Genomic DNA, 13,077 nt, shown 5'->3' with positions numbered 1-13,077 from the left:
GAACCATGACCATGAGCACCTGCGATGTCGTGATCCCGTGTCGGGACGAGGCTCTGGCCCTCCCGACCGTGCTCGCGCACGTCCCGGTGGGCTGGAACGTCATCGTCGTCGACAACGGATCGACCGACGGAACGGCCGATGTCGCCCGCTCGTTGGGCGCGCAGGTGGTGACCGAGCACCGTCCGGGGTACGGGGCCGCCGTGCACACCGGGATGCTGGCCGCGACGGCCGAGTACGTCGCCGTGATCGACGGCGACGCGTCGATGCGCATGGACGAGCTCGAGCCGATGCTCGACCTCGTGCGTGACGGAGGAGCGACGATGGCGGTCGGTCGCCGTCGGCCCGTCGGGCGCGGGGTGTGGCCGTGGCACGCCCGCGCCGGGACCCTGGCGCTGGCGACCATGATCCGCCGCCGCAGCGCGTTCGGCATCCACGACCTCGCCCCCATGCGGGTGTGCCGCCGCGACGACCTGCTGGCGCTCGACGTCCAGGACCGGCGCTTCGGCTACCCGCTCGAGCTGATGCTCAAGGCGTCGCGCGCGGGCTGGACGGTCAGCGAGGTCGACGTGTCGTACGACCGCCGCGCCGCGGGCACGAAGTCGAAGGTCTCCGGCTCGCTCAAGGGCACGGTCCGCGTCGCCCACGACTTCGCGAAGGTCATGCGATGACCGCCCCCACGCTGCTCGTCGTGGCGAAGGCGCCCGTGCCCGGCCTGGCCAAGACCCGCGTCGCCCGGACGGTGGGCGACGACGTCGCGGCCGAGCTCGCCGCCGCCGCCCTGCTCGACACGCTCGCGACGGCGTCGGCGGTCGGCTGGCCCGTCGTGGTCGCGATGACCGGCGACCTGTCCAAGGCCGCCCGCGCCGACGAGATCGCCGCCGCGCTCGAACCGCTGCGCGTCGTCCCGCAGCGCGGCGAGGGCCTGGCCGAACGCCTGGCCCACGCGCACGCCGACGCCGCCGCGACGGCCGAGGACGGCACCGGGATCGTCCAGGTCGGCATGGACACCCCCCAGCTGCTGGTCGCCGACTACCTCGACGCCGGCCGCATGGTCGAGCTCGGCAGCATCGTCGTCGGCCCGGCCACGGACGGCGGGTGGTGGCTCCTCGGGCTGCCCGACCCGTCGCTGGCCGAACGGCTCCTCGACGTCGAGATGTCGGCCGACGACACGGGCGCGAAGACCGTCGAGGCCCTCGGTGGCGACGTCGTGACCCTGCGCACCCTCGCCGACATGGACACGTACGACGACGCGGTCGCGATCGCCGCCGACATCCCGATCTCGCGCCTCGCCGAGGCCGTCAGCCGCCACGAGTCGGCGGAGGCCACCTCATGAGTCTCGCCTTCGACCCGGTCAGCGCCTATGACGCGGCCTTCACCGGCAAGACGACGCACGTCGTCGACGACGTCGGCCGCATCGAGCCGTTCGACGTCGCGATGTGGTCGTCCGAGCCCGACTGGGTCGACCGCGCGCTGTTCATCGACCCGTGCGACGCCGAGACGATCGACATCGGCTGCGGGCCGGGACGCCTCGTCGGCGCGCTCGCCGCCCGCCACGTCTTCGCGATGGGCATCGACGTCTCGCAGGAGGCGGTCCGCCAGACCCGCGACCGCGGTGCCCTGGCGCTGCTGCGCGACGTCTACACGAAGATCCCCGGCGAGGGGAGCTGGACGTACGCGCTGCTCGCCGACGGCAACCTCGGCATCGGCGGCGACCCCGTCCGGCTGCTGGCCCGCGTCGGCGAGGTGCTGGTGCCCGGCGGCAGGGTCATCGCCGAGGTCGCCGACCACGGCACCGGACTGGTGCGCGAGCGCCGACGCCTGCGCGTCGACGGGCGGCTCTCGGTGCCGTTCGACTGGGCCGTCGTCGGTCTCGACGCGATCGACGACGTCGCCGCCGCGGCCGGCATGAGGGTCGTCTCGACCCGCACGGTCGGCACCCGCCACACCGCGACGATGGTGCGGGACACGGCGTGAGGCTGCCGACCGTCGCCGACATCGAGCGACGGATCCCGCGACCCGACGACTTCGAGAGCCGGGCGCGCGGCACGGCGCTGACGGCCCGCGTCGGCACCGCCCTCGGCGTCTGCTTCGCGGTCTGCTTCGCGACGGGCATGTGGAGCCACTTCCAGTACAGCACCCCGGGGTGGCTGACGCTGAGCCCCAATCCGGCGCAGCTGTACCGCTGGACGCAGGGCCTGCACATCGCCTCCGGCACCGCCGCGATCCCGCTGCTGCTGGTCAAGCTCTGGTCGGTGTTCCCGCGGCTGTTCAACCGCCCGGCCACCGGCGCACGGGGTCTGGTCGTCGAGGTGCTCGAGCGGGCGTCCATCGCCGCGCTGATGGGCTCGACGTTCTTCATGCTCGCGAGCGGGACGCTCAACATCATCGGCTGGTACCCCTGGGAGTTCAGCTTCCGCCGGACGCACGAGGCCGTGGCGTGGGTCGCGATCGGCTCGCTGGTCGTGCACATCGGCGTCAAGCTGCCCGTCATCCGCACGGCCCTCGGCGCGCCGATCGAGCACCCCGACGAGCACCTCGACCCGTCCGCCCCGACCCGTCGGACCGTCCTGCGCGGCGCGTTCGCGGCGTCCGGCCTGGCGGTGCTGCTGACCGCCGGGCAGTCGGTGCCGTGGCTGCGCAAGGTCTCGGCCTTCTCGGTGCGACCCGGCGATGGCCCGCAGGACCTGCCCGTCAACCGCACCGCGGCCGGCGCGGGCACGTCCGAGACGGCGCTCGACCCCGCCTGGCGGCTCGAGGTGACCGCCGGCGACCGCACCGTCTCGCTGTCGCGCGACGAGCTGCTCGCGATGCCGCAGAGCACGCACCGGCTGCCGATCGCGTGCGTCGAGGGGTGGAGCCGCAGCGCGACGTGGACGGGCGTCCCGCTGCGCGACCTGCTGGCCCTGGTCGGCGCCGAGCCCGACGCGGACGTCGTGCTGCGGTCGCTGCAGACCAAGGGCGCCTTCGGCTCGTCGCGGGTCGTCGGCAACGTCGTCAAGGACGACCGGACGATGCTCGCCCTCTCGCTGAACGGCGAGAAGCTCGACATCGACCACGGCTACCCGGCCCGGCTCATCGCCCCCAACCGTCCGGGCGTGTTCCAGACCAAGTGGGTCAACCGGCTCGAGGTCGACGCATGAGGGCCGTGCGGGCGCTGCTGGTCGCCCTCGGTGTCGGATGCGGTCTGTGGGGCGTGTGGCTCATGCGCGACTTCACCCGCGAGCAGCTGACGTCCGAGGCGTTCTGGCTCGCCGGTGGCGTCATCCTGCACGACGCTGTGCTGGCGCCCGTCGTGGTGGCGATCGGCTACGGCGCGTCGCGGGTGCTGCCGGCCCACTTCCGCAGCGGATCGGCGACGGCGTTCCTCGTGTGGGGCACGCTGACCGTCGCGTTCCTGCCGGTCCTCAGCGGCCAGGGGGGCAAGCCCGGCAACGAGACGATCCTCGGCAAGCCGTACGTGCTCAGCTGGGTCGTGCTGACGCTGGTGCTGGTGGCGTACGCCGTCGTCAGCGCGGTGTGGCGCCGTCGTCAGACGAGGTCGCGCGACATGAAGACGCTCCACGGGTCGAGCTCGTAGTCGCCGAACGGCTCGCAGTAGGCGAAGCCGTGCCGCTCGTACAGGCGGCGGGCCGGGGCGAACGGCGGGTTGCTGCCGGTCTCGAGGCTGAGCCGCTCGTAGCCGCGGGAGCGGGCCTCGGCGACCATGTGCGCCAGCAGGGTGGCGGCGACTCCGCGCCCGCGGAACCCGTCCGCGGTGCGCATCGACTTGATCTCGGCGTGCGTCGGGTCGAGGTGCTTGATCGCGCCGCAGCCCGCCAGACGTCCGTCCGACCAGGCGCTCCAGAACGTCACGCCGTCGGCCCGCAGGCGGTCGACGTCGAGTGCGTGGACGCTCTCGGCCGGGGTGTGGCTGTGCATCTCGTCGAGGTGCTGCTCGAGCAGGGCGACGACCTCGGGGCCCGTGAGGTCGTCCTCGCGGACGTCGAGCGTCGACGTCATCGGTCGTCCCGCGAGACGCGGTGGTGCAGGTGCACGACACCGCCGAAGCGGTGCTCGTCGACGAGCTCGAGGTCGACGCGGACGCCGTCGGGCAGCCAGCGCGTGCCACCGCCGATCAGCACGGGGTGCACGAAGGTGTGGAGCTCGTCGACCAGGCCCGCCGCGATGGCCTGGCCGCCCAGCTCGGCGCCGCCGATCAGCACGTCCGTCGCGGACTCCTCGACGAGCGCGCGCACGGCGTCGACGTCGAAGTCGCGCTCGATGCGCGTGCGGTCGCTGGACGGCTCGGTCAGCGTGCGCGAGTAGACGACCTTGTCGGCGGCCCGCCACAGCCGGGCGAAGTCGACCATGAACGGATCGGGGTCGTCGACCGTCTCCCAGAACACCATGACGTCGTACATCCGTCGCCCGTACAGGTGCGTGCCCATGGGGCGCAGCAGGTCGGCGGTGACGGCGTGCACCTGCTCGTCGGGCTGCGACCAGTCGAATCGCCCCTCGGCGTCGGCCGAGTAGCCGTCGAGCGAGACGTTGCACGAGTAGATCAGTCGGCCCATGGGCCAACGGTAGACCGGGCACGGTGCCGCCGATGCGTTAGTTTCGACTCGTGCTCCTCTCAGACCGCGACATCCTCGCCGAGATCGAGGCCGGCCGCGTCGGCCTCGACCCCTTCGACCCCGGCATGATCCAGCCGTCGAGCATCGACGTCCGGCTCGACAAGTTCTTCCGGGTGTTCGACAACCACAAGTACCCGCACATCGACCCGGCGGCCGACCAGTCCGACCTGACGCGCGAGATCGAGGTCGCGTCGGGTGAGGAGTTCATCCTGCACCCCGGCGAGTTCGTGCTGGGCTCGACGTACGAGCTCGTGACGCTGCCCGACGACATCGCGGCGCGGCTCGAGGGCAAGTCGTCGCTCGGTCGTCTGGGTCTGCTGACGCACTCGACCGCCGGATTCATCGACCCCGGCTTCTCGGGGCACGTGACGCTCGAGCTCGCGAACGTCGCGACCCTGCCGATCAAGCTCTACCCCGGCATGAAGATCGGCCAGGTCTGCTACTTCCGCCTCAGCTCGGCGGCCGACAACCCGTACGGCTCCGAGAAGTACGGCTCGCGCTACCAGGGCCAGCGCGGCCCCACGGCGTCCCGCTCCCACGCGAACTTCCACCGCACCGAGATCTGAGCCCCGTATTCGCGAGTGGTGCGGTGTGGACTTTCTGGGACGGCGTGTCTGACCACGACGCACCACTCGCGGACGGGAATGCACCACTCGACTCGTAGGATCTCGGAGTGACCCTTCCCCTCAGCATCTCGCCCGCCGTGCAGTCCGCGCTCGACGAGGGGCGGCCCGTCGTCGCGCTCGAGTCGACGATCATCTCGCACGGCCTGCCGCGCCCCGACAACCTGCACGCCGCCCGCCGCTTCGAGTCGATCCTGACCGACGCGGGCGTCGTCCCGGCCACGATCGCGGTGCTCGACGGCGTGCTCAAGGCCGGCCTGACCGACGACGAGCTGGTGCGCGTCGCGGGCGAGGACATCCCCAAGCTGAGCGTGCGCGACCTGCCGATCGCGATCGCCCGCGGCGGCAGCGGCGCGACGACCGTCGCCGCGACGTCGTACATCGCGAACCTCGCCGGCATCCGCGTGTTCGCGACCGGCGGCCTCGGCGGCGTGCACCGCGGCGCGTCCGAGACGTTCGACGAGTCAGCCGACCTGACGATCCTGTCGCAGGTGCCGATCACGGTCGTCTCGGCCGGCGTGAAGTCGATCCTCGACATCCCGGCGACGCTCGAGCGCCTCGAGACCCTCAGCGTGCCGGTGCTCGGCTACGGCACCGACCGCTTCCCGAGCTTCTGGCTGACCGACTCGGGCTTCGAGCTCGACTGGACCGTGCCGGACGCCGCGGCGGTCGCCGACGTCATGGCGGCTCGTGACGCCCTGGGCCAGCAGGCCGGCATCCTGGTCGCCAACCCGCTGCCGGTCGCCGAGCAGCTCGACCCCGCGGTGCACGACCGGGCGCTGACCGACGCGCTGCGGATGGCCGACGAGCAGGGCCTGACGGGCAAGGAGGTCACCCCGTTCCTGCTGCTGACGATCGTCGAGCTGACCGGCGGCGAGAGTCTCGCGGTGAACCTGAAGATCGCCGAGAACAACATCCGGGTCGCGGGCGAGATCGCGCTGTCGTGGTCGGCCCGATGAGGGACGCGCGATGATCCTCGTCGTCGGCGACCTGGTCGACGACATCGGCGTCCGTCCGCTCGGCGCGGTCAACGCCGCGAGCGACACCGTCTCGGAGATCCGCATGACGGCGGGCGGCTCGGCAGCCAACGTCGCGGCGTGGCTGGGGCACCTGGGCGCGCCGGTGCGCTTCGTCGGTCGCTGCGGTGCCGACGCCGTCGCGCGTCACGTGGCGGCGCTCGAGGCGTACGGCGTCGACGCCCGGGTGTCGGGCGACCCCGACCTGCCGACGGCGACGATCGTGCTGACGCTCGACGCGGCCGCCGACCGGACGATGTACGTCGACCGCGCCGCCAACGCGACCATGACGGCCGAGCACGTCCCCGCCGACGCGTGGGACGACGTGACGTGGCTGCACCTGACGGGCTACTCGTTCTTCGACGACGCGGTGCGACCGCTCGCGCTCGGGCTCGTGGCCGAGGCGCGGCGGCGCGGCGCCGGCGTCAGCATCGACCCGAGCTCGCTGGGCTTCGTCGAGGCCGCGGGACGCGACACCGTCCTGTCGTGGCTCGCCGGCGCCGACCTGGTCTTCCCGAACGAGGACGAGCAGGGGTTCCTGCGGCTCGAGGGTGACGGGGTCGTCGTCACGCGCGGCGCCGAGGGGGCGACGTTCGCGGGCGAGGCGGTCGCGGCGCTCGAGGCCGACGTCGTCGACACCGTGGGTGCCGGCGACGCCTTCGCGGCGGGCTTCCTCAGCTGCTGGGTCGGCACGCGGGACGCCGAGGCGTCCCTGCGCGCGGGCGCCGAGTCGGCCGCGGGCTGCGTGTCGGTGCGGGGAGCCCGCCCGGTCGCCTGACGTCCCGCGCGTCGAGTGGTGCATCCGCGAGCGCGAGCGGTGCGGTGTGGTCGGACACGCCGTCCCAGAACGTCCACGCCGCACCACTCGCGGGTCACGGGGGGCCGGGGAAGGGGTGAGTCAGGCGAACCACTCGGTGAAGGCTTCGCCGAGCTCGGGGGTGCCGGAGGCGCCGACGTGGTCACCGGGCACCTCGACGAACGTCGCGTGCTGCAGGGTCGCCGCCAGCTCGCGGCCCGCGTCGGGCTCGTCGTCGGTGCCGGTGACGACGAGCGTCGGCACCCCGATCGCCGCGAGCTGCTCGCGCGTCGTGTCGACGGGGGTGTCGAGGACGTGCCGCAGCGCCGTCGGATCGCCCCGGGTCTTGCGCAGGAAACCCTCCATGAGCCAGTCGCGCGAGCCCCACTCGTGGCGCCCGAGGTGGTCGAGCACGTGCCGGAAGGTCGTGCCGCGGCCCGAGGCGTGGAGCAGCTGGTCGAAGCCCGCGCCGCCCACCGCGGCCCGTCGGGGGACGGCGCCCCGCACCAGCATGCGGACGATCGTGTGCGCGCCCAGCGAGTAGCCGCCGAGGTCGTAGTCGGTCAGGCCCAGGTGCTCGACGAGCGCGAGGGCGTCGTCGGTCAGCACGTCCGGCGGGTACGCGGCGCGGTCGTGCGGCTTGGGGCTGTCGCCGTGACCGCGCATGTCGGGCACGATCACGCGGTGCCCCCTCGCGACCAGCCGGGCCGCGTGCCCGCTGCGCAGCCACGCGACGGCGCCCGTCGTGAAGAAGCCGTGCAGCAGCAGGACGGGCCGCCCGTCGCCGACCTGCCGGTACGCCAGCTGCAGGCCGTCGCGACCGGCGTAGTGCTCGACCGGGGGATCGGTCACGGGGTCAGGTCGATCGTCCGCGGCGGGTCGGCCCCCGGACGCGAGCAGGTGATGGCGGCGGCGCTCGAGGCGTACATCGCCAGATCGGTCAGCTCGGTGGCGTCGAGCTCGGACGCGCTGGGCCAGTCGTACGTCGCGCACCACGCGAGCATCGCCGCCATGAACGAGTCGCCCGCGCCGATCGTGTCGACCATGCGGACGTCGGCGGGCGGGACGCTCGCGAACGCCCCCGCCGTCGCGATGACGGCGCCCTCGCCACCGCGCGTGATCGCGACGATGCCGTGGTCGGCCGCCAGCCGGCGGACCAGGTCGGCGGGGTCCTCGCCCGGGAACAGCGTCGCGGCGTCCTCGTCGCTCATCTTCAGGATCGACGCGTGCGGTGCGATCTCGGCGAACACGCGCCGCCACACCTCGGGATCGGGCTCGACGGCGAGCCGCACGTTGGGATCGAACGACACCGGGACGCCCATCACGTCGGCGCTCACCACGAGGTCGGCGACCAGCGCCGCCCCGGGCTGCAGCGACGTGCCCAGCGAGCCGACGTGCACCGCGACGAAGTCGGCGGGATCGGGCAGTGCCGCAGGGTCCCACGTCAGGTCGAACTCGTAGCTCGCGCTGCCGTCGTCGGCCAGCGTCGCGGCCGCCGTCGACGTCCGCGCCGGCACGGGGTCGAGCTCGACCAGCGACACGTCGGAGTCGGTCAGGTGCCAGCGGAGCCCGTCGCCGTAGCGGTCGGGGCCGACCTGTGCGGCCAGGACCGTCGGCACGTCGAGGCGGGCCAGGCCCACCGCGACGTTGAACGGCGATCCGCCGGCGTGCGGCTCGGGCTCGCGGCCCTCGCGCTGCACGACGTCGACCAGCGCCTCGCCGATGACCAGCACGGTCATGCGGCCTCCTCCGGGGAAGAGCGACGGTAGGTCGTCGTCCGCATGAGCACCTGTCGGTGACCTCGCTGGCGCTGACCTCGCTGGCGCTCGGTCATGCGATGTCTCCGCCGATCGTCAGCGCCGCACTGGGCGAGAGTGGCAGATCGGGCAGCGTGAGGGCGTTGAACGCGTGGTACGCATCGGGCTTGCCGCGCCAGGTGCGCGTCGAGCGGGCCATCGACGGGCCGAGCTCGTGGTGCCACGAGCCCGTCGCGTCGTCGACGAAGTGCTCGGCGATCTCGGACCACCACCGACTCGCGAGCCCCGCGTACAGCGCGCTGTCGGTGTAGGTGTTGAGCGCCTCGGCCGCCAGGACGGCCTCGGCCATGACCCAGTGGAAGCGCTCGCGGACGACCGGTTCGCCGTGCCAGTCGGTCGTGTAGGCCAGGCCCGGGGTGTCGTCCTCGGCGGTGTCCTCGACGGCCTGGGCGAACAGGGCCTCGGCGGCCTCGAGGATCCACGGTCGCGGCTCGTCGAGGCTCGCCGCGAGCTGCACGAGCAGCCGCGACCACTCGAAGGCGTGCCCGGGCGTCGCGCCGTAGGGACGGAACGGATCGGCCGGCGACTCGACGTTGTACTCCGGGACGGGCGTCCAGTCGTGGTCGTAGTGCTCGGGGATGCGCCAGCCGTGCGAGCGGGCGTGGATGCCGATGATGCGCTCGCAGATCGACAGGGCGCGCTCGTGCCAGACCGGGTGGCCCGTGACGTCGCCGGCCACCAGGTACGCCTCGACGGTGTGCATGTTGCTGTTGGCGCCGCGGTAGGGGTCGACCTGCGTCCAGTCGCGGCTCAGCGACTCGACGCAGCGGCCCGACTCGTGCTCCCAGAAGTGGTGCGTGTGCAGGTCGGTGGCCTCGTCGAGCAGGGCCTGGGCGCCCTCGGCTCCCGCGGCGACGGCGGTGGCCGCGGCGAGCAGGACGTGGGCGTGGCCGTAGCAGCGCTTGTCGGTGTCGTCGGTGTGCCCGTCGACGTCGACCTCGTCGTACCAGCCGCCGTGCTCGTCGTCGTGGAACAGCGTCTGCAGGCTGCGGACGCCGTGCTCGGCGAGCCGCAGGGTGTCGCTCGCACCGGACAGGTGCGCCAGCGCGAAGACGTACGTCATGCGGGCGTTGATCCACAGCTCGAGGTTCTTGTCGGGGTCGGGCTCGCCCGCGTCGTCGAGCCACACGAACCCGCCCTCGGGCCGCTCGGAGCGGCGGGCGAAGGCCAGCAGGTCGGTGCGGGCGGCGCGCCGCCAGGCGGGGGAACCGGTCGAGCCGTCGGTGGTCACCATGGGTCCACCGTAGGGTGCGTCGACGACGGCGTCGCGCGGGCCCGGCGACAGGGTCGGCACCGCGACGGGTCAGCCGCGCAGGCGCTGCAGCTGACGCATCGCGTGGTAGACCACGACGGCCGCGATCGTGCCGAGCGCGATGCCCGTGAACGTCATGTCGCCGGCGCTCAGCGTCAGGTTGCCGATGCCGATCACGAGGGCGATCGCGACCGTGTACTGGTTGACGGGCTGCGTGAAGTCGACCTGGTTGTCGATCCAGATCTTGACGCCGATCAGGCCGATGAGGCCGTACAGCGCGACCGTCACGCCGCCCAGCACGCCGGCGGGGATCGTGTTGAGCAGCGCACCGACCTTGGGCGAGAGGCTCAGCGCGATCGCCACGACCGCGGCGACCCAGTACGCCGCCGTCGAGAACACGCGCGTCGCGGTCATGACGCCGATGTTCTCGCCGTAGGTCGTGGTCGCCGAGCCGCCGCCCATGCCCGCGATCGTCGTCGCGAGACCGTCGGCGAACAGGGCGGGACCCGTCTTCTCGTTGAGCGACGGGTCGTCGGTCAGGTGGGCCACGCTGCGCACGTGGCCGACGTTCTCGGCCACCAGCACCAGCACGACGGGCAGGAACATCGGCACGACCGACCACGTCATGCTGGGGCTCGTGAAGTCGGGCAGGCCGAACCAGTCGGCGTCCGCGACCTGGCCGAAGTCGAGCTGTCCGCCGATCGCCGCGGCCGCGTAGCCGACGACGACGCCGACGAGGATCGACAGGCGCGCGAGGAGCCCGCGGAACGCGACCGCGACGACGACGATCGTGGCCAGCGTGATCGTCGCGATCCACGGCCCCTGCGCGAAGTTGCCGGTCGCCGCGCCCGACAGGTTGAGGCCGATCAGCGCGACGATCGCACCCGTCACGACGGGCGGCATCAGCACCTCGATCCAGCCCGTGCCGGTGACGGTCACGAGCGCACCGATCAGGGCCAGCAGGATGCCCGTCACGACGAGGCCGAACAGCGCGTCCGACATGTCGCCGGCCGCCGTCGCGGCCTGGATCGGCGCGATGAACGCGAACGACGACCCGAGGTAGCTGGGCAGGCGGTTGCGGGTCAGCAGCAGGAACAGGATCGTCCCGACGCCCGAGAAGAACAGGGTGGTCGTGGGTGGGAACCCGGTCAGCAGCGGCACGAGGAACGTCGCACCGAACATCGCGACGACGTGCTGGCCGCCGAAGCCGATCGTGCGGGGCCACGAGAGGCGTTCGCCGGGTCGGACGAGCTCTCCCTCGGCGATGGTCTTGCCGTCGCCGTGCAGTGTCCAGCTCACGCGGTGTCCTCTCGTCGGGCCCAGTGCCGGTCACATCGTAGGGGCGGGACGTGCGGGCCCGACCTCCGGCGGGGGACAATCTGCGGGTGACCGCACGCGGGAGGGACGCCGATGCCGGCCGTCGGCGCGCTGCGGTGGCGGTCGCGGCCCTCGTGGTGCTGCTCGGCGCGCTGTCGGTCGCCTCGATGCTCGACGACGGTGCGGCCGGGGGAGCGTTCCCGGATCGTCCGGACGACGCGGCGTCGACGCCGCTCGGCGTGCCGGCCGCGAGAGCCGGGGACGACGGACAGTACCGGCTCATCGCGACGCAGCCGGACGGCGACGAGCCGGTGACGTACGACCCGTGCGCGCCGATCCACCTGGTCGTCGACCCGCGCACGATCGTCGAGGGCGGCATGCGTCTGCTCGACCAGGCGCTCGACGAGGTCAGCGAGGCGTCGGGGCTGCAGTTCGTCGTCGACGGGACGACCGACGAGACGGCCCCCGACGACGAGACCGTCCGGTCGCCCGACGGCGGCTGGCTGCCCGTCACGGTGACGTGGAGCGATCCCGTCGCGTCCCCGAAGCTGAAGGGCAGCGTCGCGGGCTTCGCCGGCAGCTCGTCGGTCGAGCGCGACGGCCGGCGCTGGTTCGTGACCGGGACGGTCGTGCTCGACGGGCCCCAGCTGGCCCGCATCCTCGACGGTCGTCGGGGACGCGCGTCGGTGCGGTCGGTCATCATGCACGAGCTGGGGCACCTCGTGGGGCTCGACCACGTCGACGCACCGGGTCAGCTCATGCAGCCCGAGGGCGACGAGACGCTCACGCGGTGGGGCGCGGGCGATCTCGCGGGTCTGGCGGCCGTCGGCAGCGGCGCCTGCATCCCCTACTGACCGCGCACGCCGTCGACGTAGAACCAGCGGCCGCCCTCGCGGGTGAAGCGGCTGATCTCGTGCTGGCTGCCCCGGCCGGACGGCGAGCGGTGGAAGGCCTCGAACTCGACGACCCCGGACGTCTCGAACGGACCGCCCTCGCGGGTCGCGAGGACGTCGAGCCGGTACCAGCGCTGGTCGTCGTCGAGCTCGAGGGACGCCGGCCGGGTCGACGGGTGCCACGTGGCCAGCAGGTAGTCGGGGTCGCCCACGGCGAAGGCGCTGAAGCGCGACCGCATGAGCTGCTCGGCGGTCTGGGCCGTCGCGGAGCCGTCGTGCAGTCGTCCGCAGCAGTCGGCGTAGGTGAGGCCGCTGAGGCAGGGGCAACGGGTCGTCGACATTTCTCCATTCTCCACCGTGACCCGCCCGGGCGAGCGTCGTTGATCCTTTCGAACCGGGCACACTCCCTCCCGTCCGGTTGCGACGCTGGTCCCTCCCGATCAGCACGAAGTCCGGTCCGTGGCTCCCTCCCGACCGGACTTTTCGCATGTCGGGGCCCGGACGGACGACATCGGGGAGCCTTCCGGTCACGGGGTGACCGGGAAGCTCCCCGATGAGGCGAGAGGTGCTGCGGGCTACTTCTTGGACTCGTCCTCCGACTCGTCGACGACGTCGTCGAAGGCGAGCTGCGTCGCGGTGGCGCTCAGGTCGGCGCCGCTCGGATTGGCATCGGTGAGCGCCGCGACGTCCTCGTCGACCGGGTCGGCCGTCGAGGTCTCGTCGTCGACCGCGGTGATGCCCTCGGGAGTC

At 72.8% G+C, this 13,077-nt stretch carries 16 protein-coding genes; 9 read left to right on the top strand and 7 right to left on the bottom strand.

Going from position 1 to position 13,077, the window contains the following annotated elements; genetic code table 11:
* Positions 1–5 precede the first annotated feature (5 nt).
* The 5 genes from ASD10_RS01575 to ASD10_RS01555 are packed head-to-tail and all read left to right on the top strand — an operon-like array spanning position 6 to position 3,577.
* Complete coding sequence (locus tag ASD10_RS01575) at positions 6–668, top strand: glycosyltransferase family 2 protein (RefSeq protein ID WP_157432404.1); 663 nt, start codon at positions 6–8, stop codon at positions 666–668.
* Positions 665–1,333 carry a DUF2064 domain-containing protein gene (locus ASD10_RS01570; RefSeq protein WP_056603635.1) on the top strand — a complete coding sequence of 223 codons (669 nt, stop codon included), beginning with the start codon at positions 665–667 and terminating at the stop codon, positions 1,331–1,333. Before ASD10_RS01575 ends, ASD10_RS01570 begins: the two co-directional genes overlap by 4 nt.
* Entirely contained in the window at positions 1,330–1,974 is a 645-nt protein-coding gene (locus ASD10_RS01565) for a class I SAM-dependent methyltransferase (protein WP_056603634.1), read from the top strand. The genes ASD10_RS01570 and ASD10_RS01565 overlap by 4 nt, the downstream gene beginning before the upstream one ends.
* Positions 1,971–3,140, top strand: coding sequence for a molybdopterin-dependent oxidoreductase (locus tag ASD10_RS01560; RefSeq protein ID WP_200938110.1), 1,170 nt, complete (start codon positions 1,971–1,973; stop codon positions 3,138–3,140). Before ASD10_RS01565 ends, ASD10_RS01560 begins: the two co-directional genes overlap by 4 nt.
* Positions 3,137–3,577 carry a hypothetical protein gene (locus ASD10_RS01555; RefSeq protein ID WP_056603631.1) on the top strand — a complete coding sequence of 147 codons (441 nt, stop codon included), beginning with the start codon at positions 3,137–3,139 and terminating at the stop codon, positions 3,575–3,577. The genes ASD10_RS01560 and ASD10_RS01555 overlap by 4 nt, the downstream gene beginning before the upstream one ends.
* On the opposite strand, the gene ASD10_RS01550 is transcribed toward ASD10_RS01555, so the two are convergent.
* Together ASD10_RS01550 and ASD10_RS01545 are read right to left on the bottom strand one after the other, a co-directional pair.
* Complete coding sequence (locus tag ASD10_RS01550; RefSeq protein ID WP_056603628.1) at positions 3,529–3,999, bottom strand: GNAT family N-acetyltransferase; 471 nt, start codon at positions 3,997–3,999, stop codon at positions 3,529–3,531. The genes ASD10_RS01555 and ASD10_RS01550 overlap by 49 nt on opposite strands.
* Positions 3,996–4,553, bottom strand: coding sequence for a dihydrofolate reductase family protein (locus ASD10_RS01545; protein ID WP_056603625.1), 558 nt, complete (start codon positions 4,551–4,553; stop codon positions 3,996–3,998). The genes ASD10_RS01550 and ASD10_RS01545 overlap by 4 nt, the downstream gene beginning before the upstream one ends.
* Positions 4,554–4,603: 50 nt before the next feature.
* Here ASD10_RS01545 and dcd point away from each other — a divergent pair, with 50 nt between their 5' ends.
* From dcd to ASD10_RS01530, 3 genes are all read left to right on the top strand, one after another.
* Positions 4,604–5,179: a dCTP deaminase gene (dcd, locus tag ASD10_RS01540; protein WP_056603622.1), complete on the top strand. Its 576-nt coding sequence runs from the start codon at positions 4,604–4,606 to the stop codon at positions 5,177–5,179.
* A 107-nt stretch (positions 5,180–5,286) separates the two neighbouring features.
* A complete protein-coding gene (locus ASD10_RS01535) occupies positions 5,287–6,195 on the top strand; it encodes a pseudouridine-5'-phosphate glycosidase (RefSeq protein ID WP_056603619.1) in 909 nt (302 codons plus the stop codon).
* A 10-nt stretch (positions 6,196–6,205) separates the two neighbouring features.
* Entirely contained in the window at positions 6,206–7,030 is an 825-nt protein-coding gene (locus ASD10_RS01530) for a carbohydrate kinase family protein (protein ID WP_056603616.1), read from the top strand.
* Between the two features lie 120 nt (positions 7,031–7,150).
* Here the strand turns inward: ASD10_RS01530 and ASD10_RS01525 are convergent, their stop codons facing one another.
* The 4 genes from ASD10_RS01525 to ASD10_RS01510 form a co-directional block, all read right to left on the bottom strand.
* Complete coding sequence (locus ASD10_RS01525; protein WP_056603614.1) at positions 7,151–7,900, bottom strand: alpha/beta fold hydrolase; 750 nt, start codon at positions 7,898–7,900, stop codon at positions 7,151–7,153.
* On the bottom strand, positions 7,897–8,787 hold the full coding sequence (locus tag ASD10_RS01520; RefSeq protein ID WP_056603612.1) for a carbohydrate kinase: 891 nt from the start codon (positions 8,785–8,787) through the stop codon (positions 7,897–7,899). Before ASD10_RS01520 ends, ASD10_RS01525 begins: the two co-directional genes overlap by 4 nt.
* Before the next feature lie 91 nt (positions 8,788–8,878).
* Positions 8,879–10,099: an AGE family epimerase/isomerase gene (locus ASD10_RS01515; RefSeq protein WP_056609768.1), complete on the bottom strand. Its 1,221-nt coding sequence runs from the start codon at positions 10,097–10,099 to the stop codon at positions 8,879–8,881.
* 69 nt (positions 10,100–10,168) lie between these two features.
* A complete protein-coding gene (locus ASD10_RS01510; protein WP_056603609.1) occupies positions 10,169–11,416 on the bottom strand; it encodes a uracil-xanthine permease family protein in 1,248 nt (415 codons plus the stop codon).
* Positions 11,417–11,502: 86 nt separating this feature from the next.
* Here ASD10_RS01510 and ASD10_RS01505 point away from each other — a divergent pair, with 86 nt between their 5' ends.
* Entirely contained in the window at positions 11,503–12,288 is a 786-nt protein-coding gene (locus ASD10_RS01505; RefSeq protein WP_157432403.1) for a matrixin family metalloprotease, read from the top strand.
* Here the strand turns inward: ASD10_RS01505 and ASD10_RS01500 are convergent.
* The gene (locus tag ASD10_RS01500) at positions 12,282–12,668 is read right to left on the bottom strand and encodes a YchJ family protein (RefSeq protein ID WP_056603603.1); all 387 of its coding nucleotides are present in this window, start codon (positions 12,666–12,668) and stop codon (positions 12,282–12,284) included. The genes ASD10_RS01505 and ASD10_RS01500 overlap by 7 nt on opposite strands.
* Between the last annotated feature and the right edge of the window lie 409 nt (positions 12,669–13,077).

It is taken from the genome of Aeromicrobium sp. Root472D3, from assembly GCF_001426485.1.
Classification (GTDB): Bacteria; Actinomycetota; Actinomycetes; order Propionibacteriales; family Nocardioidaceae; genus Aeromicrobium.
Note: the sequence above shows the minus strand (reverse complement) of the source record. Positions and strands in the feature narration are given on the sequence as shown.